Genomic DNA, 22,928 nt, shown 5'->3' with positions numbered 1-22,928 from the left:
TGGTCTTAAGAAGGAGCGTTCATGTCCAGTTTAATTAACAGCGCGATGAGCGGGCTCAGCGCCGCGCAGTCGGCGCTGAATACCACCAGTAACAACATCGCAAGCTATAACGTCGCCGGCTACACGCGTCAGACAACGGTGCTGGCCTCTGCCAACAGTACGCTGGGTGCCGGCGGTTGGGTGGGCAACGGTGTGTACGTCTCTGGCGTGCAGCGTGAATATAATGCCTTCATTACCAACCAGCTGCGCTCGGCGCAGAGCCAGAGCAGCGGTTTAACCACCCGCTATGAGCAGGTGTCGAAAATTGACAATATGCTCTCCAGCTCAACCAACAACCTGTCGACAACGCTGCAGGATTTCTTCAGCAGCCTGCAAACGCTGGTCAGCAACGCCGAAGATCCGGCGGCGCGCCAGACCGTGCTCGGCAAGGCCGACGGCGTCGTGAACCAGTTTAAGGTGACGGATCAGTATCTGCGCGATCAGGACAAGCAGGTTAACCTGTCGATTGCCTCGAGCGTTGATCAGATCAACAACTACACCTCACAGATCGCCAGCCTCAACGACAAGATCTCGCGCCTGACCGGCGTGGGCGCCGGAGCGTCACCGAACGACCTGCTGGACCAGCGCGATCAACTGGTGAGCGATCTGAACAAGCTGGTGGGCGTGGAAGTCAGCGTGCAGGACGGCAGCACCTACAACATCACCATGGCCAACGGCTATACGCTGGTGGCGGGGACGAAGTCAAACCAGCTTGCCGCGGTACCGAGCAGCGCAGACGCGTCGCGCACGACCGTAGCGTATGTGGATAATGTAGCCGGCAACGTGGAAATCCCGGAAAAACTGCTGACCACCGGTTCGCTGGGCGGCCTGCTGACCTTCCGTTCACAGGACCTGGACCAGACCCGTAATAGCTTGAACCAGATGGCGCTGGCCTTTGCCGACGCGTTTAACCAGGTGCATCGCGGCGGGATTGATGCCGATGGCAACACCAACGTCGATTTCTTCGACTTCGGCGATCCATCGGTAGTGGCTAACGGTAAAAACAGCGGTAAAGCCGAGCTGACGGCGACGATGACCAGTTCATCGGCGGTGCAGGCGACCGATTATCGTATTACCAAAACCGATTCCGGCTGGGAAGTGACTCGTCTGTCCAACAACACGAGCGTGACGCTGGACCCGACCAGCGACGCGCAGACTCTGGTGTTTGATGGTCTGTCGGTCAAAGTCGACAGCACCAAGGGCGCTGCCAACACCGGCGACAGCTTTACCGTTAAACCGGTCAGCGACACCATTGTGAATATGAAGGTGGCCATCAGCAGTGAATCGCAGATTGCGATGGGGCTGGCGGATACCACCACTGGCACGAGCGTGGGTGAAAGCGATAACCGTAACGGACAGAAGCTGCTGGATCTGCAAAACAGCAAGGTAGTCGGCGGATCGAAGACCTTTAACGATGCCTACGCCGCGCTGGTCAGTAATATCGGTACCCAAACGGCGACGCTGAAGAGCAGCAGTACCACTCAGGCGAACGTGGTGACCCAGCTGAGCAATCAGCAGCAGTCTATCTCCGGGGTTAACCTCGACGAAGAGTACGGTAACCTGCAGCTGTTTCAGCAGTACTATCTGGCCAATGCGCAGGTGCTGCAAACCGCCAGCACGCTGTTCGATGCATTAATTAATATCCGCTAAGGAAGGGGGCAGCCATGCGCGTGAGTACCATCATGATGTACCAGCAGAATATGAGAGGCATCACGGACTCTCAGTCTGAATGGTTAAAGTACGGCGAACAGATGTCTACCGGCAAGCGGGTTAACCGCGCCTCGGATGACCCGGTCGCCGCGTCGCAGGCGGTGGTGCTGTCACAGGCCCAGGCGCAGAACAGCCAGTACGCTACCGCGCGAACCTTTGCCACCCAGCGCGTATCGATTGAAGAAAGCACGTTGTCGCAGGTGACCACTGCGATTCAGTCGGCGCAGGAGAAGATCGTTTATGCCGGTAACGGCACGCTGAGCGACGATGACCGCGCTTCGCTGGCAACCGACCTGCAAGGGATCCGCGACCAGTTAATGAACCTGGCCAACAGCCAGGACGGTAATGGGCGTTACATTTTTGCGGGCTATAAAACGGATACGCCACCGTTTAGCGATGATGGCACCTACGTCGGCGGCAATATCAACGTTGAGCAGCAGGTGGATTCGTCGCGGACCATGGTTATCGGGCACACGGGCAATCTGATTTTTGATAATGCGACCAGCAATGCCAAGCCGGATGCGGATAAAAACATTTTTACCGCGCTCGATACGGCCATTGCTCAGCTGAAAATCCCGGTCGCTGACGATGAAACCGCCCAGGCGACGGCATCGGCGGCGATTGATAAAACTAACCGCAGCCTGAGCAATGCGTTGAATAACGTGCTGACCGTTCGCGCCGAACTGGGCACCCAGCTCAATGAGCTGGATAAGCTGGATTCCCTGGGCGATGACCGTGCGCTGGCGCAAACGCAGCAGATGAGCAACCTGGTGGATGTGGACTGGAACTCGACGATTTCCAACTACACCATGCAGCAAACGGCGCTGCAGGCGGCCTATAAAGCCTTTACCGATATGCAGGGCATGTCACTGTTCCAACTGAATAAATAACAACATGCAGTTTTGAACATGTCTGGAAACTGGATATGTTTTTGTCGCCCGCGTCACTACCCCGTCGCGGGCTTTTTTTCCTGTTTTATCGCGCGTTAAGCGCCGTCTGGCGCAGACGGTAGGTTTCACTCACGCGAATAGCCAGCGCCACCAGGCCTGCGACCGTCGCTAACGCCACCACGCCTTCCCAGCCCGCCAGTGAATATACCTGCGTTCCCAGCACGGAGCCCACGGACATGCCGATAAACACGCCGGTAAACAGCAGCGCATTCAGGCGACCGCGCGCCTGAGGTTCCAGGCTATAGACCAGATTCTGGTGCGCCACCAGGCTTGATTGCAGACCCAGGTCAAAGCCGATGGCGGAGATGGCAATCAGCGCCAGCTGGGCCATCGGCGGCAGGGCAGGCAGCAGGAACATCAGGGCAAACGAAATGCTGACCAGCAGGGCACCCAACTGGGTAACCTTTTCCGCGCCTACTTTATCGGCTAAACCACCTGCCAGCGGGGCGGCCAGCGCGCCCGCCGCCCCGGCGATACCAAAACCCCCGGCGACCGCGCTACCCATGTGGTAACGTTCGGCCAGCATCACCGCCAGCGTTGACCAGAAGGCACTAAAGGCGATGGACAGAAAGCCCTGCGCCATCGCGGCGCGGCGCAGCGTGGGATAGCGACGCCACAGGTGCGCCATCGACATCATCAGCGCCGGGTAGCGCAGCTCGGAGTGGGCGGTAAAGTGCGGCAGCACGCGCCACAGCAGCGCGCCAATCAGCGCAATACTGACGGCGGCGGCCTGATACATCACGCGCCAGCCGAACAGCTCACCCACCACGCCGCTGACGGTACGCGACAGCAGGATCCCTAGCAGCAGGCCGGTCATGACCGTGCCTACCATCTTCCCTTGCTTACCCGCCGGGGCGAGGATGGCCGCCGCCGGAACGATGTCTTGCGCCATGGTGGCCGCCATACCGATGAGCAGGCTGACCGCCAGCAGCGAGTGAAACTGCTGGGTCAGGCTGTAAACAAGCAGCAGCGCTGCCAGCGACAGGCTTTTAAGCAAAATGAGCGTGCGGCGATCGTAGCGGTCGCCGAGCGGCAGCAGGAACAAAATGCCCAGCGCGTAGCCGGCCTGGGTCAGCGTCGGGATAAGCCCCATCCCTTCAACGCTCAGCTTCAACGTTTCCCCCATCAGCGGCAGCAGCGGCTGAGCATAGTAGATGGCGGCGACGCTAAAGCCTGCGCCAAGCGCCAGGACAAAAATCATCAGGCGGGATGCCTGAGTGTGGATATGTTCGGTTTTCATGGTGTCATCCTCAACGGTGTATGCCGCGTATTCTCTGCTTCTTCAGGGTGGTGCGGTAGCCGCAGCGGTGGTAAAACAGTTATACGTTTTGCGTATAGGCAATAGGGTAATGAAAAGAAATGAGCGTATAGATCGCGTCGAGCTGATGCGCACCTTCATTCGCATCGTCGAGTCCGGCTCGCTGTCGGCGGCGGCGCGACAGCTGGAAACCACGCAGGCGACCATCAGCCGTCGCCTGCAATCGCTGGAAGCGCTGCTGGGGGCGAAGCTGCTGCTGCGTTCGACCCATGCGATGAAGCTGACTGACGACGGCGAACGCGCTTACCAGCACGCGCGGCAGGTGGTCGACGCATGGCTGGCGCTGGAGGACGCGCTGCAGCTTACTGAGGAACAGCCGGTGGGGACGCTACGCGTACGTGCCCCGCATGCGTTCGGCCAGCAGCAGTTGCTGATGCCGCTGGTGGGATTCCTGGCGCGCTACCCGCAGCTTTCCGTGGAGTGGATGTTGCACGACAGGGCGGTGGATTTTATTAGCGATAATATTGACTGTGCGATTCGGGTTGGCGCTGAGGTCGATCCGGCAACGGTTTCGGTACTGCTGGCGGAAGTGCCGCGCTGTACCGTAGCCTCACCCCAGCTGTTGGCCCACTATCCGACGATAGCCGGGCCCTCCCAGCTATCTGCGCTGCCGTGGATTGCCATCAGTACGTTCTATCAGCATGAGGTTGTGCTGCACCATGTGGAACGCGGGCTGAGTGAGAATATTGCGATCGCCGCCCGTTTGAGCACCGACAGCCTGTATGTGGCAAAGAACGCGGCGCTGGCGGGGCTTGGGGCGGCGGTCGTATCAAGCTGGACGGTGGAAGAGGAGCTGGCAAACGGTACGCTGGTGGAACTGCTGCCGGAATGGCAGGCCGCGCCGCTGCCGGTCCATCTGGTCTACCCGTGGGCGCGCTATTATCCGGCGCGTCTGCGCACGTTTCTGAACCTGATGCGCGAAGTGATGCCGCAGATTGCGGGGATGCGGCTGCCGGAGCAGGACTAGAAGGCCCCAGGCCTGGCGCTAGCAGCCACTCGACGGATAAAAAAAATCGGCCGCGGAGGGCCGATTTTTTATTTCACGCGCGCGGTTTATTCAACCGACTGCGGGCGAGTAGGGCCTGCGGTAGCGGTGTGCGTTGCACTGTGGCCGCCAGCGGAACCTTTGCCGTCGAAGTCGAAGGACGGACGAACCCAGTCGCTATGACGCGGCGCTTCCGGCACGTAGTCCGGCGCAGGTGCGCGGGTCATCGGTGCAGAGGCGCGGTTAGCGGCCACCGGTTTTGCAACCGGAGCTGGCTCGGCAATCGCCGGGCTGGCGGCGGCAGGTTCAGCGACGACCGGTGTTTCGATGACCGGCGCTTCAACAACGGGAGCCTCAACTACCGGGGCAGCAACAACAACCGGTTCAGCTTCAACCGCAGGGGCAACGACCGGCTCAGCCTGAACAGCCGGTGCCGCTTCGACGACCGGTGCGTCTGCTTCGGCTTTTGCCTCTTCGACGACTGCCGGCGCGGCGGCTTCTTCCACCTGTGCTACGACGGCGTCTTCGACGACCGTGGCGACAGGGGCTTCGCTTTCCGCTGCCTGTTCCTGCACAATGACAGCCGGTTCAGTCACGACGGTTTCAGCGTGTTCCGTTACGGTTTCTACCGCGACGGCTTCAGCAACGACAGCCTGCTCGGTGGCTTGCGTCTCAATCGGCTGCACGACTTCTTCTTGCTCAACCGGTGCTTCGAGATCGGCCTGATTTTGCACCTGTGCAATCGGGTAGCTGATCCACACTTTACCGGAAGCCAGCTCAGGTGACGCACAGGCGACAGTCAGCGGCATCGGTGATTGGGTCGGGTAACGCTCGTCACGGTAACGACGACGACGCTGGCCGCTCACGCGCAGGTGGCGCGGGGAACGACGAGAACGACGTGGCATACCGTTGTTATCGCGGCCTTCGGCGCTTTCGTCCTGCTCGCCCTGAACCGGCGCATCGACAACGGCTGGCAGGTCAACTTTGGCCAGCGCGGTACGCGGCGCTTCCTGCTGCGGTTCATCGTCGACGATCAGCTCGCGGGCTGCGGTCTGCTCAGGCGTTTCGATACGCACTTTCTGCGCCAGCTGACGCGGCTTACGACGCGGCATGGTCTGTACGCGTTCTTCCTGCGCGGCGTCTGACTCGACAACCGATTCTTCACGCACCTGCTGCGGTTTCGCTTCCTGCGGCTGCTGACGTTTTTCGTCATTGCGGCGGCGGTTACGTTCGCGGCGGGACTGCTGCTGTTCGTCGCGTGACTTCGCTTTCTCGGCGTCATCTACGGCGTTCTGCTGGCGATTTTCGCGGGCTTCGGTCTGCTGAGGCTTCTCGCGGCGGTTGCGGCGATTGTCTTCGCGACCTTCACGGGTTTCGCGCGGCTCGCGAGCTTCGGCGTTTTCGTTACGTTCGCTGCGATCGTTACGATCATTACGGTCGTTACGACGGTCGCTGCGTTCGTTGCGATCGCGACGGTTGTTCTGACGCGGCTTGCGGCGCTCCTGCTGACGCTCAGGTTTCGCATCCTGCTTCTCCGGTACGGCTTCAACCGGCTTCTCCGGGCTACCGGCAAACAGGCTCTTCAGCGCGGCAAAGAAGCGAGAGAGCAGGCCCGGTGCGGCAGCAACAGCGACTTTTGGCTGTACGGCGGCCGGTGCAGCTTTCTCGGCAGTCGCCTCAGGCGGAACTTCCGGCATGACGAAGGTTGCCAGCGCCGGCTGCTCAGGCAGCTTACGTTCAGCAAACTCTTCTTCAACCGGCAGCGCCATGGCTTCTTCATGCAGCTTCGGCAGCAGGTAGCTCAGGGTGGTCGTCTCTTCGCCTTTACGCACGCGCAGTACGGAGTAGTGCGGCGTTTCCATCTGGTCGTTCGGAACGATGATGCAGCGAACGCCGCCCAGGCGGGATTCAATGGCGCTGACTGCCGCACGTTTTTCGTTCAACAGATAGGATGCAATCGGCACCGGGACGATGGCGTGAACTTCTTTGGTGTTCTCTTTCAGCGCTTCTTCTTCAATCAGACGCAGAATGGAGAGCGACAGCGATTCGTTATCACGCACGGTGCCGGTACCGGAACAGCGCGGGCAAACGTGATGGCTGGACTCGCCGAGCGACGGGCTCAGACGTTGACGGGACATTTCCAGCAGGCCGAAGCGAGAAATGTGGCTGATCTGGATACGCGCACGGTCCTGACGCACCGCTTCGCGCAGACGGTTTTCGACCGCGCGCTGGTGGCGTACCGGGGTCATATCGATAAAGTCGATGACGATCAGGCCGCCGAGGTCACGCAGACGCAGCTGGCGAGCGATTTCATCGGCCGCTTCAAGGTTGGTGTTGAAGGCGGTTTCTTCGATATCGCCGCCGCGGGTTGCCCGCGCGGAGTTGATGTCGATAGCGGTCAGCGCTTCGGTGCTATCGATAACGATAGACCCACCTGACGGCAGACGGACTTCACGCTGGAAGGCGGATTCAATCTGCGATTCAATCTGATAATGGCTGAACAGCGGGATTTCGCCGGTGTACAGCTTAATTTTGCTGCTGAAATCCGGACGGCCCAGCGCAGAAATGTGCTGACGCGCCATTTCCATCACTTTCGGGTTGTCGATCAGGATTTCGCCAATGTCCTGGCGCAGGTAGTCGCGGAAGGCGCGAACGATGACGTTACTTTCCTGGTGAATCAGGAATGGCGCAGGGCGGCTTTCAGCGGCTTTCTGAATGGCTTCCCAGTGCTTCAGGCGGAAGCTTAAGTCCCACTGCAGCGCTTCGGCGGATTTGCCAACGCCTGCGGTACGAACGATTAAGCCCATGCCGTCAGGCAGTTCGAGGCTGGACAGCGCTTCTTTCAGTTCGGTACGATCGTCACCTTCAATGCGACGGGAGATACCGCCCGCGCGCGGGTTGTTCGGCATCAGTACCAGATAGCTGCCCGCCAGGCTGATAAAGGTCGTCAGCGCAGCGCCTTTGTTGCCGCGTTCCTCTTTATCGATCTGGACGATAACTTCCTGGCCTTCACGCAGCACATCTTTGATGTTTGGACGACCGTGTGAGCTGTAGTTGGCTGGGAAGTATTCGCGAGCGATTTCTTTGAGAGGGAGGAAACCGTGACGTTCGGCGCCGTAATCAACAAATGCGGCTTCGAGGCTCGGTTCAATACGGGTAATTTTGCCTTTGTAGATGTTCGCTTTTTTCTGTTCGTGCCCTGGGCTTTCAATATCCAGATCGTACAGACGCTGCCCATCAACAAGGGCGACACGCAACTCTTCCTGCTGAGTTGCGTTGATTAACATTCTTTTCATCGTAACTTACTCATTATTCTTACATTGACGACTAAGCTGCGAGCAGAGTGTTGCCTTTCCGGGGTAAACCGATGGCCTCGTGACTATTCACGTCGCCAACCTCACGGTTGTCGCTCGCTTAAGAGGCGCAGAGTGTCGGTAGCCTGTGTTTCAAACGGAAACACAGCGCAATTATTTGGGGAACAGCCTGGGATAACTCTCCAGAGAAGATTCCATTTATACTCGTCATCTTTCAGAAGGTAGAGGGTGCACGGATGTTTCCCGTTGCGTTTTCTTTCTGCCATCTAAAATTCGTACAGTATATGTACCGGTAAGGACTGCAACTCGCAGCCCGCTAACTGTCTGAGGGATCAATACGTCTTACGCCATTGCTGCGTGGATGATCGAACAGACAAAACTGGTCATTCCGTCATACACTTCATCGTTCAAGCTGCTTCGGCGTTGGCTGCGTTCGTTCGCTTCAGTGACGTACTCAAGTACGCTCCTGCGGGCTCACTCCCTTGCCGCCTTGATGCCGCTAGAATGATTTTGTGCATTTATCCTTGTTATTCCAGGTTCAACACGGAAAACAGCTTCATTATTCCTTGGTAACCCGGTTATAGCAAGATGACTTTCACCTTTTATCACCCGGTTACTCACAGTTTCTTCACTCGCTCACTGAGATTGTTCTAATAACAAACAGCTCGCGGGGAAAAGCAACAGCAATAAACGGGTAATGATAAATATAAGCATAGAAAAATGAGTGGCGCTAATGTGCCGGGATATTTAAAATCGCGCACCATGAAAACTGAGACTCCGACCGTAAAAATGATTGCCATTAGCGCTGATGAAGCCGGGCAACGAATTGATAACTTTTTGCGCACCCAGTTAAAGGGCGTGCCAAAGAGCATGATTTATCGCATCCTGCGTAAGGGCGAGGTGCGGGTGAATAAAAAGCGCATCAAGCCAGAGTACAAGCTGGAAGCCGGCGATGAAGTGCGTATTCCGCCGGTGCGCGTCGCCGAGCGTGAAGAAGAAGCGGTCTCGCCGCATCTGCAAAAGGTGGCCGCGCTGAGCGATGTGATTCTGTATGAAGACGATCATATCCTGGTGCTCAATAAACCTTCCGGTACCGCAGTGCACGGCGGCAGCGGCTTAAGCTTTGGGGTGATTGAAGGGCTGCGCGCCCTGCGCCCGGAAGCCCGCTTCCTTGAGCTGGTTCACCGTCTCGACCGCGATACCTCCGGCGTGCTGCTGGTGGCGAAGAAGCGCTCGGCGCTGCGTTCGCTGCACGAGCAGCTACGCGAGAAGGGGATGCAGAAAGACTATCTGGCGCTGGTGCGCGGGCAGTGGCAGTCGCACGTGAAATCGGTGCAGGCGCCGCTGCTGAAAAATATTCTGCAAAGCGGCGAACGCATTGTGCGCGTGAGTCAGGAAGGCAAACCGTCGGAAACCCGCTTTAAGGTGGAAGAGCGCTATGCGGTCGCTACGCTGGTGCGCTGTAGCCCGGTGACCGGACGTACGCACCAGATTCGCGTACACACGCTGCATGCCGGCCATCCCATCGCTTTTGATGACCGCTATGGCGACCGCGAGTTTGATAAACAGCTGGCGGGCACCGGCCTGAATCGCCTGTTCCTGCACGCGGCGGCGCTGAAGTTTACCCACCCGGGTACCGGCGAAGTTATGCGCGTGGAAGCGCCGATGGACGACCAGCTTAAGCGTTGTCTTCAGGTACTGCGTAATCAAAGCAAGCAGCAGTAAGCTGTAAGGCCGCAGGCCGGATAAGCGAAGCGCCATCCGGCTGATGCCGCCCAGATTGCCGGATGGCGATTCGCTTATCCGGCCTACTAGCCTCTCTTATTTTCACTCACTTCAGCCATTTATCCAGCCAGGGGAAAACTTCCTCCTGCTGTTGCAGGTAAAAGACGTGACCTAAATCTTGCCAGGTTTTGGTGACGAGCCTATCGTCGGCGTTTTGCGAAGACCAGACGCGGTGTGCTTTAGCAAAGGCATCATTGACGGTGTTCGCCGGGAACAGTTTGTCCTGCCCGCCGCTGAAAATCAGCATCGGTTTCGGCGCGGCTGGCGATATCAGGGATATCCATTCTGGCAGGCATCCCCGGATGCAGCATATAAAACGCCGACTGGCCGCGCAGCACGTTGTTGCCCGGCGTCATCAGGCCATCGTAGGTACCAAACCAGGAGATAACCGCCGTGGCGGCGACGTTTTCAGAGAGCGCAGCCAGCTGCCAGGCGCGGAAACCGCCCATTGAGAAGCCGAGCACGCCGATACGCTGAGGGTCGACGCCCTTAAGCGAAGCGACGAAGTCGACGGTACGCATATCTTCATAGGCGACTTCCCCGGCTAACGAACGGCCAAGATTGAAGTAGTTACTGGCCAGCGCCTGCTGCTGTTCGTAGACCATCGGGCCACGATCGCCCCAGCCGGGGCTGTCGATGGCGATCACCACATAGCCACGCTTGGCCAGTTCATCACCGATAAAGCGCCCGGTAAAGAACTTATCGGCCCACGCCTGGGCGCTGGCGAGCTGTTGCGGATTGCCCCAGGGGCGAATCAGCTTCTCTTTACCAATATCGAATTTTGAACCATGGTCGTGCAGCAGGACGATGGCCGGATGCGGGCCGGGCGATTTGGGCGTGAGCATGAGCGCGGAGATACGGTTGTCGTCGGTAATATTGAGCGCTAGCTTTTCCGCGGTATAGCTGCCGCGGTCTTCACTGGCGACTTTACGCGCATCGAAAGGTTTGGTTGCGTCCGGCGTCAGCAGGGATTGCCGGAATACCTGCCGGGCGTGCTGCTGCCAGCGTTTAAAATCAGTGAAATGCCCGGAAAGCCACGAATCAGGGTACTGCATGCTGGTTTTCATCTGCTGCCAGCTGGCAGGGAGATTGCCCTCCACCACGCCCTCTGTTTGCCAGTCATCAGCGGCGTGCGCCTGAACTGCGGTTAGCATTGCCAGCATAAATAATATGTTACGTTTGCCACGCATTATTACCCCTTAAATTAAAACGTTGTTTCAATATGGTAAGGGGATTTTAACGGTGAGGAAAAAATAAACTGTGATCGTGGAAGAAATAAGCACGTTTATAGCGCGCGTTTCCCGACGCCGGATCACAACGCCGGGAAGCGACTAATCTAACAGCGGGTTATGATTTTCGCGGCGCAGCATTTTGCACAGCGCAATCAGCGGTAGCCCCACCAGCGTATTGGGGTCACGGCCTTCAAGCCGTTCAAAAAGCGTAATACCTAACCCCTCGCTTTTAAAACTGCCGGCACAGTTGAGCGGGTTTTCTTTGCGAATATAGGCGGTGATTTCTTGTTCGCTTAAATGGCGGAAATGCACATCGAACGGTTCGCATTCGGTCTGTAATTGTCCGTTAGCGGAATTGTACAGCGCCAGCCCGGTATAAAATGTCACCACATTACCGCTGGCTTTTTGTAATTGCAGGCGGGCGTTATCCGGCGTGTGCGGTTTGCCGGTAATTTCACCATCCAGCATACAGACCTGATCGGAGCCAATAATCAGATGATTCGGGAAGCGTTGTGCCAGCGCCTGCGCCTTTAGCTGCGCCAGACGCAGCACCAGGCTGCGTGGCGTTTCGCCCGGCAGCGGCAGCTCGTCCACCTCCGGAGCCGCGCATTCGAAGGGCACGCCAAGCTTCTCTAGCAGCTGTTTGCGATAGGGGGAAGTGGAGGCAAGGATCAAATCAGGCATAATTTTTCAAATAGACGGTAGCGAATTAGATTCCGACATTTTAAACTATAGGCCGCAATGTGTGCGAATTATTGGCAAAAGGCAACCTGAGGCTGCCTTTTTCTTTGACTCTATGACGTTACAAAGTTAATATGCGCGCCCTATGCAAAAGGTAAAATTACCCCTGACTCTCGATCCGGTTCGTACGGCTCAAAAACGCCTTGATTACCAGGGTATCTATACCCCCGATCAGGCGGAGCGCGTCGCCGCGTCCGTAGTCAGTGTGGACAGTGATGTAGAATGCGAGATGTCCTTCGCTATCAATAACCAACGCCTCGCGGTCTTGACCGGTGATGCGAAGGTGACGGTATCGCTGGAATGTCAGCGTTGCGGGAAACCGTTTACTCATCATGTCTACACAAAGTATTGTTTCAGCCCGGTCAAAAATGACGATCAGGTTGAGGCACTCCCGGAAGCGTATGAGCCGATTGAGGTTAACGAATTCGGTGAAATCGACCTGCTGGCGTTGGTAGAAGATGAAATCATCCTCGCCTTGCCGGTAGTTCCGGTGCATGATTCTGAACACTGTGAAGTGTCCGAGGCGGACATGGTCTTTGGTGAATTGCCTGAAGAGGCACAGAAGCCAAATCCATTTGCCGTATTAGCCAGCTTAAAGCAAAAGTAATTGAGGAGTAAGGTCCATGGCCGTACAACAGAATAAACCAACCCGTTCCAAACGTGGCATGCGTCGTTCTCATGACGCTCTGACCGCAGTCACCAGCCTGTCTGTAGACAAAACTTCTGGTGAACAACACCTGCGTCACCACATCACTGCCGACGGTTTCTACCGTGGCCGTAAGGTCATCGCTAAGTAATCACGCGAAAGCGTGGTGAAGCTTAGTGAGGATTTCCCCGCGCAAGCGGGGATAAACCAAACCGAGCGGCGACGATACCTTGACACGTCTAACCCTGGCGTTAGATGTCATGGGGGGCGATTTTGGTCCTTCCGTGACAGTGCCTGCAGCTTTGCAGGCACTGAGTTCTAATCCGCAACTCTCACTTCTTTTAGTCGGCAATCCCGACGACATTACGCCATTACTTGCCAGAGCTGACTTTGAACAACGTTCACGTTTGCAGATTATTCCTGCCCAGTCGGTTATTGCCAGTGATGAGCGGCCATCGCATGCTATCCGCCACAGTCGCGGCAGCTCAATGCGATTGGCGCTGGAGATGGTGAAAGAAGGGCGGGCCGAAGCCTGCGTCAGCGCTGGAAATACCGGTGCGCTGATGGGGTTGGCAAAATTGCTGCTCAAGCCCATTAAAGGGATTGAGCGCCCGGCGCTGGTGACGGTACTGCCGCATCAGCAGAAGGGCAAAACGGTGGTGCTGGATCTCGGCGCTAACGTAGATTGCGACAGTACCATGCTGGTGCAGTTTGCCGTCATGGGGTCGGTGATGGCCGAGGAAGTGCTGGGAATTGCTAACCCGCGCGTTGCCTTGCTCAACATCGGCGAAGAAGAGATTAAGGGTCATGATAGTATTCGTGACGCCTCATTAATGTTAAAAACAATCTCTTCGCTCAATTATATCGGCTATCTTGAAGCCAATGAGCTGTTAACGGGCAAAACTGACGTTCTGGTTTGCGACGGCTTTACAGGAAACGTCACCTTAAAGACGATGGAAGGGGTGGTTCGCATGTTCCTTTCGCTGCTGAAATCGCAGAGCGAGGGGAAAAAACGGGCGTGGTGGCTGATTTTATTAAAGCGTTGGTTACAAAAAAGCCTGACAAGGCGATTCAGTCACCTCAACCCCGACCAGTATAATGGCGCCTGTCTGTTAGGATTGCGCGGCACGGTGATTAAGAGCCATGGTGCCGCCAACCAGCGAGCCTTTGCGATCGCCATTGAACAGGCAGTGCAGGCGGTGCAGCGACAAGTTCCTCAGCGAATTGCCGCTCGCCTGGAATCCGTATACCCCGCAGGGTTTGACGTGCTGGAAACGGGCAAGCAGTAAGGCCCGCTTCGCCGTGCGTTAAACAGAGCGGCTAAATTAGCGAAAAGTGACTGAGCGTACATGTATACGAAGATTATTGGTACCGGCAGCTATCTGCCTGAGCACGTGCGGACTAACGCCGATCTGGAAAAAATGGTTGATACGTCTGACGAGTGGATTGTCACCCGTACAGGTATCCGTGAGCGCCGTATTGCTGGCCCTGATGAAAACGTGTCTACGCTGGGTTACGAAGCGGCAAAACGCGCGCTGGAAATGGCGGGTATTGAGGCAAGCGAACTGGGCCTGATTGTGGTCGCGACCACTTCGGCGACCCACGCGTTCCCAAGCGCTGCCTGCCAGATTCAGGATATGCTGGGCGTGAAAGGCGCGCCGGCGTTTGACGTTGCCGCCGCGTGCGCAGGTTTTACCTATGCACTGAGCGTGGCCGATCTGTACGTGAAAACGGGCGCGGTGAAGTACGCGTTGGTTGTGGGTGCGGATACGTTGGCTCGTACCTGCGATCCTACCGATCGCGGCACGATCATTATCTTCGGTGACGGCGCGGGCGCCGTGGTGCTGGGCGCTTCCGAAGAGCCGGGCATCATCTCTACCCATCTGCACGCCGATGGGAGCTACGGTAAGCTGCTGACGCTGCCGAACGCCGATCGCGTTAACCCGGAAAACTCTATCCATCTGACGATGGCGGGTAACGAAGTCTTTAAAGTCGCGGTGACCGAACTGGCGCACATCGTTGATGAGACGCTGGCGGCGAACAACCTCGACCGTTCTGAACTGGACTGGCTGGTGCCGCACCAGGCGAACTTACGTATTATCAGCGCGACGGCGAAGAAGCTCGGCATGTCCATGGACAACGTCGTCGTCACCCTTGACCGTCACGGTAACACCTCGGCGGCTTCCGTACCGTGCGCCTTCGATGAAGCCGTACGCGATGGCCGCATTAAGCGCGGTCAGCTGGTGCTGCTGGAGGCCTTCGGCGGTGGTTTCACCTGGGGCTCTGCGCTGGTTCGTTTCTAAGTATAAGGATAAAAAACATGACGCAATTCGCTTTTGTGTTCCCGGGGCAGGGTTCACAGGCGGTAGGCATGCTGTCTGAACTGGCGGCTACCTATCCGGTTATCGAAGAAACTTTTCATGAAGCTTCTGCGGCGCTGGGTTATGACCTGTGGGCGCTGACTCAGCAGGGTCCGGCGGAAGAGCTGAACAAAACCTGGCAAACGCAGCCTGCGCTGCTGACGGCTTCCGTTGCGCTGTATCGCCTATGGCAGCAGCAGGGCGGTAAAGCACCGGCGGTGATGGCGGGCCACAGCCTGGGCGAATACTCTGCGCTGGTTTGCGCGGGCGTTATTGCCTTTGCTGACGCGGTACGTCTGGTTGAAATGCGCGGCAAGTTTATGCAGGAAGCCGTACCGGAAGGCACCGGCGGCATGTCCGCAATTATCGGTCTGGATGACGCCTCTATTGCCAAAGCGTGTGAAGAGTCTGCTGAAGGGCAGGTGGTTTCTCCGGTTAACTTCAACTCGCCGGGCCAGGTGGTTATCGCGGGCCATAAAGAGGCGGTTGAACGTGCGGGCGCAGCCTGTAAAGCCGCAGGCGCCAAGCGCGCGCTGCCGCTGCCGGTCAGCGTGCCGTCTCACTGCGCGCTGATGAAGCCTGCCGCAGAAAAACTGGCCGTAGAACTGCAGAAAATCACCTTTAATGCGCCGACGGTTCCGGTTGTGAACAACGTTGACGTGAAGTGCGAAACCGATGCCGACGCGATTCGCGACGCGCTGGTTCGCCAGCTGTACAGCCCGGTTCAGTGGACCAAAACCGTTGAGTTTATGGCGTCCCAGGGCGTAGAGCATCTGTATGAAGTTGGTCCGGGTAAAGTCCTCACCGGCCTGACCAAACGTATTGTAGATACCCTGACTGCGTCGGCCATTAACGAACCGACTGCCCTGTCAGCGGCACTTGCGCAATAAAGAGGAACGCATGAGCTTTGAAGGAAAAATTGCCCTGGTAACGGGTGCAAGCCGCGGTATTGGCCGCGCGATCGCTGAAACTCTCGTCGCTCGCGGCGCAAAAGTTATCGGCACTGCGACCAGCGAAAGCGGCGCGCAGGCGATTAGCGACTATCTGGGTGCGAACGGTAAAGGCCTGATGTTGAATGTGACCGACCCTGCATCTATTGAATCTGTTCTGGGAAATATCCGCGCAGAGTTTGGTGAAGTCGATATTCTGGTCAATAATGCCGGGATTACTCGTGATAACCTGTTAATGCGCATGAAAGATGACGAGTGGAACGATATCCTCGAAACCAACCTGTCATCTGTTTTCCGTCTGTCAAAAGCGGTAATGCGCGCTATGATGAAAAAGCGTCATGGGCGTATCATCACTATCGGTTCTGTGGTTGGTACCATGGGAAATGCGGGTCAGGCTAACTACGCTGCGGCGAAAGCCGGTCTGATCGGCTTCAGTAAATCACTGGCGCGTGAAGTTGCGTCACGCGGTATTACTGTGAACGTTGTTGCTCCGGGCTTTATTGAAACGGACATGACGCGTGCGCTGACCGATGAGCAGCGTGCGGGTACACTGGCGGCAGTTCCTGCGGGGCGCCTCGGCACTCCAAATGAAATCGCCAGTGCGGTTGCATTTTTGGCCTCCGACGAAGCAAGTTACATCACTGGTGAAACGTTGCACGTAAACGGCGGGATGTACATGGTCTGATCGTGTTTTGCACAAAGTGCTCAGACAACGGGCAATCTACGTATGTCTGAGTATGATTAGTGCAAAATCATTTGCGTTATGAGGGCAAACACCCGCAAAATAGCGTAAAATCGTGGTATGACCTGCCGGGATTTAGTTGCAAATTTTTCAACATTTTATACACTACGAAAACCATCGCGAAAGCGAGTTTTGATAGGAAATTTAAGAGTATGAGCACTATCGAAGAACGCGTTAAGAAAATCATCGGCGAACAGCTGGGCGTTAAGCAGGAAGAAGTGACCAACAATGCTTCCTTCGTTGAAGACCTGGGCGCAGATTCTCTTGACACCGTTGAGCTGGTAATGGCTCTGGAAGAAGAGTTTGATACTGAGATTCCGGACGAAGAAGCTGAGAAAATCACCACCGTTCAGGCTGCCATTGATTACATCAACGGTCACCAGGCGTAAGTGAACATCTCCAGGCGGTCATTCGACCGCCTGAGTTTTATCTTTTTGTCCCACAAGTATCTATTTTATCCCTCCTTGGAGGACAAACGTGTCTAAGCGTCGTGTAGTTGTGACCGGACTGGGCATGTTGTCTCCTGTCGGCAATACCGTAGAGTCTACCTGGAAAGCTCTCCTTGCCGGTCAGAGTGGCATCAGCCTGATCGACCATTTCGATACTAGCGCCTATGCAACCAAATTTGCTGGCTTAGTAAAGGATTTTAACTGTGATGACATCATCTCGCGTAAAGAACAGCGCAAGATGGATGCCTTCATTCAATATGGAATTGTCGCTGGCGTTCAGGCCATGCAGGATTCTGGCCTTGAAGTGACGGAAGAGAACGCTCACCGTATTGGCGCCGCTATCGGCTCCGGTATTGGCGGCCTCGGTCTGATCGAAGAAAACCACAGTTCGCTGGTAAACGGCGGGCCGCGTAAGATCAGCCCCTTCTTCGTTCCGTCCACGATTGTTAACATGGTGGCAGGTCACCTGACCATCATGTTCGGTCTGCGTGGGCCAAGCATCTCTATCGCGACCGCCTGTACTTCCGGTGTGCATAACATCGGCCAGGCCGCGCGTATCATCGCCTACGGCGATGCAGATGCCATGGTTGCCGGTGGTGCCGAGAAAGCCAGTACCCCGCTGGGCGTGGGTGGCTTTGGCGCAGCGCGTGCGCTGTCTACGCGTAACGATAACCCGCAGGCGGCAAGCCGTCCGTGGGATAAAGATCGCGATGGCTTCGTGCTGGGCGACGGCGCAGGTATGGTCGTGCTGGAAGAGTACGAACATGCGAAAAAACGCGGTGCGAAAATCTATGCGGAAGTCGTTGGCTTCGGTATGAGCAGCGATGCCTACCACATGACGTCACCGCCGGAGAACGGCGCAGGTGCAGCGCTGGCGATGGTTAACGCCATTCGCGATGCAGGTATTGAAGCGGGCCAGATTGGCTACGTCAATGCTCACGGTACCTCTACGCCAGCGGGCGATAAAGCAGAAGCACAGGCCGTTAAGTCTGTCTTCGGTGACGCCGCCAGCCGCGTTATGGTCAGCTCCACTAAGTCAATGACCGGCCACCTGCTGGGCGCTGCGGGTGCAGTAGAGTCTATCTACTCCATCCTGGCGCTGCGCGATCAGGCCGTGCCGCCAACCATCAACCTGGATAACCCGGATGAAGGTTGCGATCTGGACTTCGTTCCGCACGAAGCGCGTCAGGTCAGCGGAATGGAATACACCCTGTGTAACTCCTTCGGCTTCGGTGGTACCAACGGCTCGTTGATTTTCAAAAAAGTCTGAGTTCGTTGTCTGACAACGCCGTGATAAGGGCCCGCTAGTCGGGCCTTTTTTTATTCGGCTTTCTCTGCTTGTTCAGCGTGGTTCATCCTGCGACACTACCCGGCCATCAATAAGGAGCCATGATGTTCTTAATTAATGGTATTGAGCAGAACGCCCTTGCGGCGGGCGATCGCGCCACGCAGTTTGGCGACGGTTGTTTCACCACCGCGCGGGTGATACAAGGGCGAGTACAGATGCTGGCGGCCCACATCACCCGTCTGCAGCAGGCGTGCCAGCGCCTGGCGATTCCCTTTACCGACTGGTCTACCCTGAGTCAGGAGATGACGCAGCTGGCGCAGTCGCAGCGTGACGGCGTGCTGAAGGTTATTCTCAGCCGCGGTGCCGGCGGCCGCGGCTACAGCGGCAGCGCCTGCCTCGCGCCGACGCGCATTTTGTCTACCTCTCCCGTGCCCGCACACTACACCCGCTGGAAAGAAACGGGCATAACGCTTGCCCTCAGCCCGGTTCCACTGGGCCGCAATCCTTATCTTGCAGGAATGAAACACCTCAATCGCCTTGAGCAGGTGTTGATTCGTTCTCATCTTGAGCAGACGGACGCTGATGAGGCCCTTGTTCTTGACAGCGACGGGTGGCTTACGGAATGCTGTGCCGCAAATCTGTTCTGGCGCTGCGGGCAGAATGTCTATACCCCGTGCCTCGACCAGGCTGGCGTAAACGGTATTATGCGGCAGTTTATCATCGCCCAACTGGCACTGACCGCGTATCGCGTTGTCGAAGTGAATGCGCCGCTAACGGCGCTCGCACAGGCCGATGAAATCCTTATTTGTAACGCGCTGATGCCGGTGATCCCCGTTCAGCGCTACGCGGAGCAGCAGTGGCCTGCGCGCGAACTTTACCAATATTTAGCCCCAATTTGTGAGTCGTCTGATTAGCATGAAGAAACTGTTACGCCTTGTTCTGTTACTGTTGGTTGCCCTCGGCGTTGCCGCCGGCGTCGGCATGTGGAAAGTGCGCCAGCTGGCAGACAGCACTATCCTGGTGAAAGACGAGACCATCTTCACCTTAAAAGCGGGCACCGGGCGACTGGCGCTGGGCGACCAGCTGTACGCCGAGAAGGTGATCAATCGTCCGCGGGTGTTCCAGTGGCTGCTGCGCCTTGAGCCGGAGCTTTCCCACTTCAAAGCCGGGACCTATCGCTTTACGCCGCAGATGACCGTTCGCGACGTGATGCAGTTGCTGGCCAGCGGCAAAGAGGCGCAGTTCCCGCTGCGCTTCGTTGAAGGTATGCGTCTGAGCGATTATCTGAAGCAGCTGCGCGAAGCGCCTTATATCAAACACACGCTGAGTGACGATAGCTACGCCACCGTGGCGAAAGCGCTGGCGCTGGAGAACCCAGAGTGGATTGAAGGCTGGTTCTGGCCTGACACCTGGATGTATACCGCCCACACGACCGATGTCGCCATCCTCAAGCGTGCGCACCAGAAAATGGTTGCCCAGGTCGATAAAGCCTGGGAAGGGCGAATGGACGGCCTGCCGTATCAGGATAAAAACCAGCTGGTGACCATGGCGTCGATTATTGAAAAAGAGACGGCGGTAGCGGAAGAGCGCGATCGCGTGGCGTCGGTATTTATCAATCGCCTGCGTATAGGTATGCGTCTGCAAACCGATCCCACCGTGATTTACGGCATGGGAGAGCGCTACGATGGGAAGATCTCGCGTAAGGATCTTGAGACCCCAACTGCGTATAATACCTACACGATATCTGGCCTGCCGCCGGGCCCGATCGCCAGCCCGGGCGAAGCGTCGCTGAATGCCGCCGCGCATCCGGCAAAAACGCCGTACCTCTATTTTGTGGCCGACGGTAAAGGTGGTCATACGTTTAATACCAATCTTGCGAGCCATAATCGCTCGGTGCAGGATTACCTGAAAGTGCTAAAGGATAAAAATGCGCAGTAATTACATCGTCATTGAAGGACTGGAAGGGGCCGGGAAAACCACCGCACGGGATGTCGTCGTTGACACGTTGCGCGGCCTCGGCGTCAACGATCTGCTGTTTACCCGCGAGCCGGGTGGCACCGTGCTGGCAGAGAAGCTGCGCAGCCTGGTTCTGGATATCAAATCAGTCGGCGACGAAGTCATTACTGATAAGGCCGAAGTGCTGATGTTCTACGCCGCGCGCGTGCAGCTGGTTGAAACGGTGATTAAACCGGCGCTGGCAAGCGGGCAGTGGGTGATTGGCGACCGCCACGATCTTTCAACCCAGGCCTACCAGGGCGGCGGGCGCGGTATCGATCGCCATTTGCTGTCGACGCTGCGTGATGCGGTGCTCGGTGACTTCCGTCCTGACCTGACGATTTACCTTGATGTGACGCCGGAAGTTGGCCTTAAGCGCGCCCGCGCGCGCGGCGATCTTGACCGCATTGAGCAAGAGTCGCTGAACTTCTTTAACCGCACCCGCGCGCGCTACCTTGAACTGGCTGCGGCGGATGACAGTATTCTCACCATTGATGCCACCCAGCCGCTGGACAACGTGATGAGCGATATCCGTGCGGCAGTGACCGCGTGGGTGGTGGAGCAACAGGCATGAAATGGTATCCGTGGTTACGCCCGCCGTTTGAACAGCTCGTCACGAGCTATCAGGCCGGACGTGGTCACCATGCGCTGCTGGTTCAAGCGCGCAGGGGAATGGGGGCTGACTCGCTGGTCTATGCTATCACCCGCTTCCTGATGTGCCAGACGCCGGACGGTCATAAAAGCTGCGGCCACTGCCACAGCTGCCAGCTGATGCAGGCCGGTACGCACCCGGATTACTATGCGCTACAGCCTGAGAAAGGCAAAAGTACGCTGGGGATTGATGCGGTGCGCGAGGTCAGCGAAAAGCTGTACGAGCACGCGCGTCTCGGTGGCGCTAAAGTGGTGTGGATAGCCGATGCGGCGCTGTTGACCGAGGCTGCCGCTAACGCGTTACTGAAAACGCTGGAAGAGCCGCCGAAGAATACCTGGTTCTTTCTGGCCTGTCAGGAGCCCGCGCGGCTGCTGGCTACGTTGCGCAGCCGCTGCCGTTTTTACCATCTGGCTCCGCCGGGTGAAGGGTACGCGCTGGCGTGGCTTGAGCGTGAAATCAGTGCGTCGCGTGAGACGCTGCTGAGCGCGCTGCGCCTGTCCGATCACGCGCCCGCTGCGGCGCTGGAACTGCTTGCCCCCGATACCTGGGCGGCACGGGAAAAATTATGTCAGGCGCTGAGTGCCACGATCGACAGCGGCGACTGGCTGGCATTTTTGCCGTCGCTGAACCATGATTCAGTCGTACAGCGTTTACATTGGTTTTCATCGCTGCTGCTGGATGCCCTTAAGCATCAGCAGCGGATTACGCGCCTGACCAATGCCGACTGTTCGGCGCTGGTTCACCAGCTGGCGCAGACGCTGTCCGGCGCTCGCCTGCAGGCGATTGCCGCCGATGCCTGCACCTGCCGTGAGCAGTTGCAAAGCGTGACCGGGCTGAACCGCGAATTAATCCTCACCGAGCGCCTGCTGCGCTGGGAACAGTATTTGCAACCTGGTGCGGTACTGCCAGTATCTCACCTCTAAGAGAGACACCATGTTTTTAGTCGACTCGCACTGCCATCTTGATGGCCTTGATTATCAATCCCTGCACAAAGACGTAGACGACGTGATGGCGAAAGCCGCCGCGCGTGACGTCCGTTTTGCTCTGGCGGTGGCCACCACGCTGCCGGGCTACCGTCATATGCGCGAGCTGGTGGGCGCGCGCCCGGAGGTGGTGTTCTCCTGCGGCGTACACCCGCTCAACCAGGACGAAGCCTACGATGTTGAAGAGCTTCGCCGTTTCGCGGCGGAGGAGGGCGTCGTGGCCATGGGTGAAACGGGCCTGGACTACTTCTATACGCCGGAAACCAAAGCGCAGCAGCAGCTGTCGTTTCGCCAGCATATTCAGATTGGTCGTGAACTGAACAAACCGGTTATCGTCCATACCCGTGACGCCCGGGCCGATACGCTGGCGATTCTGCGGGAAGAAAAAGTGACGGATTGCGGCGGTGTACTACACTGTTTCACTGAAGACGCGGAGACGGCGGGCAAGCTGCTGGATATGGGGTTCTATATTTCATTTTCCGGGATTGTGACCTTCCGTAATGCTGAACAGCTTCGCGAGGCCGCGCGCTATGTGCCGCTGGATCGTCTGCTGGTTGAGACCGATTCACCTTATCTGGCGCCGGTACCGCATCGTGGCAAAGAGAACCAGCCGGCCATGGTTCGTGACGTCGCCGAATATATGGCGGTGCTGAAGGGCGTAAGCGTTGAACAGCTGGCCGAACAGACCACCGAAAACTTCTCTACGCTCTTCCATATCGACCCCGCCCGCCTGCAATCTGCCTGATTTTAGAGCTTATTTTAATGCTCGTAATTAATGGTCAAAGCGAG

20 protein-coding genes and 1 pseudogene are annotated in these 22,928 nt (G+C 57.2%); 17 read left to right on the top strand and 4 right to left on the bottom strand.

What is annotated here, in order from left to right; translation table 11 throughout:
- The first annotated feature begins 21 nt into the window (after nucleotides 1–21).
- Both flgK and flgL read left to right on the top strand, forming a co-directional pair.
- Nucleotides 22–1,689 (top strand): flagellar hook-associated protein FlgK, encoded by a 1,668-nt coding sequence (gene flgK, locus H7R76_RS14580; protein ID WP_106926313.1) that lies wholly within the window; start codon nucleotides 22–24, stop codon nucleotides 1,687–1,689.
- 14 nt (nucleotides 1,690–1,703) lie between these two features.
- Nucleotides 1,704–2,639: a flagellar hook-associated protein FlgL gene (gene flgL, locus H7R76_RS14575; RefSeq protein WP_106926315.1), complete on the top strand. Its 936-nt coding sequence runs from the start codon at nucleotides 1,704–1,706 to the stop codon at nucleotides 2,637–2,639.
- Nucleotides 2,640–2,724: 85 nt separating this feature from the next.
- On the opposite strand, the gene H7R76_RS14570 is transcribed toward flgL, so the two are convergent.
- On the bottom strand, nucleotides 2,725–3,939 hold the full coding sequence (locus H7R76_RS14570) for an MFS transporter (protein WP_106926317.1): 1,215 nt from the start codon (nucleotides 3,937–3,939) through the stop codon (nucleotides 2,725–2,727).
- A gap of 109 nt (nucleotides 3,940–4,048) precedes the next feature.
- Here H7R76_RS14570 and H7R76_RS14565 point away from each other — a divergent pair, with 109 nt between their 5' ends.
- Nucleotides 4,049–4,984, top strand: coding sequence for a LysR family transcriptional regulator (locus tag H7R76_RS14565; protein WP_106926319.1), 936 nt, complete (start codon nucleotides 4,049–4,051; stop codon nucleotides 4,982–4,984).
- Between the two features lie 86 nt (nucleotides 4,985–5,070).
- Here the strand turns inward: H7R76_RS14565 and rne are convergent, their stop codons facing one another.
- Complete coding sequence (gene rne / locus H7R76_RS14560) at nucleotides 5,071–8,298, bottom strand: ribonuclease E (protein WP_182965608.1); 3,228 nt, start codon at nucleotides 8,296–8,298, stop codon at nucleotides 5,071–5,073.
- Between the two features lie 780 nt (nucleotides 8,299–9,078).
- On the opposite strand from rne, the gene rluC reads away from it, so the two are divergent.
- The gene (rluC, locus tag H7R76_RS14555; RefSeq protein WP_181357987.1) at nucleotides 9,079–10,041 is read left to right on the top strand and encodes a 23S rRNA pseudouridine(955/2504/2580) synthase RluC; all 963 of its coding nucleotides are present in this window, start codon (nucleotides 9,079–9,081) and stop codon (nucleotides 10,039–10,041) included.
- A gap of 106 nt (nucleotides 10,042–10,147) precedes the next feature.
- Here rluC and H7R76_RS14550 read toward each other — a convergent pair.
- Together H7R76_RS14550 and H7R76_RS14545 are read right to left on the bottom strand one after the other, a co-directional pair.
- A pseudogene (locus tag H7R76_RS14550) lies at nucleotides 10,148–11,264 on the bottom strand (dienelactone hydrolase family protein).
- 168 nt (nucleotides 11,265–11,432) lie between these two features.
- On the bottom strand, nucleotides 11,433–12,017 hold the full coding sequence (locus H7R76_RS14545; RefSeq protein ID WP_182929097.1) for a Maf family protein: 585 nt from the start codon (nucleotides 12,015–12,017) through the stop codon (nucleotides 11,433–11,435).
- A gap of 142 nt (nucleotides 12,018–12,159) precedes the next feature.
- On the opposite strand from H7R76_RS14545, the gene yceD reads away from it, so the two are divergent.
- The 13 genes from yceD to H7R76_RS14480 all read left to right on the top strand — a co-directional run bounded on the left by yceD (nucleotide 12,160) and on the right by H7R76_RS14480 (nucleotide 22,884).
- Nucleotides 12,160–12,681 carry a 23S rRNA accumulation protein YceD gene (gene yceD / locus H7R76_RS14540; protein WP_182965606.1) on the top strand — a complete coding sequence of 174 codons (522 nt, stop codon included), beginning with the start codon at nucleotides 12,160–12,162 and terminating at the stop codon, nucleotides 12,679–12,681.
- 16 nt (nucleotides 12,682–12,697) lie between these two features.
- A complete protein-coding gene (gene rpmF, locus H7R76_RS14535; protein ID WP_003036242.1) occupies nucleotides 12,698–12,871 on the top strand; it encodes a 50S ribosomal protein L32 in 174 nt (57 codons plus the stop codon).
- A 79-nt stretch (nucleotides 12,872–12,950) separates the two neighbouring features.
- Nucleotides 12,951–14,009, top strand: a complete 1,059-nt coding sequence (gene plsX, locus H7R76_RS14530; RefSeq protein WP_106926333.1) for a phosphate acyltransferase PlsX — start codon at nucleotides 12,951–12,953, stop codon at nucleotides 14,007–14,009.
- A 60-nt stretch (nucleotides 14,010–14,069) separates the two neighbouring features.
- Complete coding sequence (locus H7R76_RS14525; protein ID WP_106926335.1) at nucleotides 14,070–15,023, top strand: beta-ketoacyl-ACP synthase III; 954 nt, start codon at nucleotides 14,070–14,072, stop codon at nucleotides 15,021–15,023.
- 17 nt (nucleotides 15,024–15,040) lie between these two features.
- Nucleotides 15,041–15,970, top strand: a complete 930-nt coding sequence (gene fabD / locus H7R76_RS14520) for an ACP S-malonyltransferase (RefSeq protein WP_182929096.1) — start codon at nucleotides 15,041–15,043, stop codon at nucleotides 15,968–15,970.
- Between the two features lie 10 nt (nucleotides 15,971–15,980).
- The gene (fabG, locus tag H7R76_RS14515; protein WP_182929095.1) at nucleotides 15,981–16,715 is read left to right on the top strand and encodes a 3-oxoacyl-ACP reductase FabG; all 735 of its coding nucleotides are present in this window, start codon (nucleotides 15,981–15,983) and stop codon (nucleotides 16,713–16,715) included.
- Nucleotides 16,716–16,924: 209 nt separating this feature from the next.
- Nucleotides 16,925–17,161: an acyl carrier protein gene (acpP, locus tag H7R76_RS14510; protein ID WP_000103754.1), complete on the top strand. Its 237-nt coding sequence runs from the start codon at nucleotides 16,925–16,927 to the stop codon at nucleotides 17,159–17,161.
- Nucleotides 17,162–17,249: 88 nt separating this feature from the next.
- Nucleotides 17,250–18,491: a beta-ketoacyl-ACP synthase II gene (fabF, locus tag H7R76_RS14505; RefSeq protein ID WP_106926341.1), complete on the top strand. Its 1,242-nt coding sequence runs from the start codon at nucleotides 17,250–17,252 to the stop codon at nucleotides 18,489–18,491.
- A gap of 122 nt (nucleotides 18,492–18,613) precedes the next feature.
- Nucleotides 18,614–19,423 carry an aminodeoxychorismate lyase gene (gene pabC / locus H7R76_RS14500; protein ID WP_182967999.1) on the top strand — a complete coding sequence of 270 codons (810 nt, stop codon included), beginning with the start codon at nucleotides 18,614–18,616 and terminating at the stop codon, nucleotides 19,421–19,423.
- A 1-nt stretch (nucleotide 19,424) separates the two neighbouring features.
- Nucleotides 19,425–20,447, top strand: a complete 1,023-nt coding sequence (yceG, locus tag H7R76_RS14495; protein ID WP_106926345.1) for a cell division protein YceG — start codon at nucleotides 19,425–19,427, stop codon at nucleotides 20,445–20,447.
- Nucleotides 20,437–21,078 (top strand): dTMP kinase, encoded by a 642-nt coding sequence (tmk, locus tag H7R76_RS14490; protein ID WP_182929094.1) that lies wholly within the window; start codon nucleotides 20,437–20,439, stop codon nucleotides 21,076–21,078. Before yceG ends, tmk begins: the two co-directional genes overlap by 11 nt.
- Nucleotides 21,075–22,079 (top strand): DNA polymerase III subunit delta', encoded by a 1,005-nt coding sequence (gene holB, locus H7R76_RS14485; RefSeq protein WP_182965603.1) that lies wholly within the window; start codon nucleotides 21,075–21,077, stop codon nucleotides 22,077–22,079. The genes tmk and holB overlap by 4 nt, the downstream gene beginning before the upstream one ends.
- 10 nt (nucleotides 22,080–22,089) lie before the next feature.
- Nucleotides 22,090–22,884, top strand: a complete 795-nt coding sequence (locus H7R76_RS14480; RefSeq protein WP_106926351.1) for a metal-dependent hydrolase — start codon at nucleotides 22,090–22,092, stop codon at nucleotides 22,882–22,884.
- Nucleotides 22,885–22,928 lie beyond the last annotated feature (44 nt).

Origin of the sequence: Klebsiella sp. WP8-S18-ESBL-06 (genome assembly GCF_014169755.1) — a bacterium.
Lineage (GTDB): Bacteria > Pseudomonadota > Gammaproteobacteria > Enterobacterales > Enterobacteriaceae > Kluyvera > Kluyvera ascorbata_B.
This window is presented reverse-complemented; position numbering and strand designations above follow the sequence as displayed.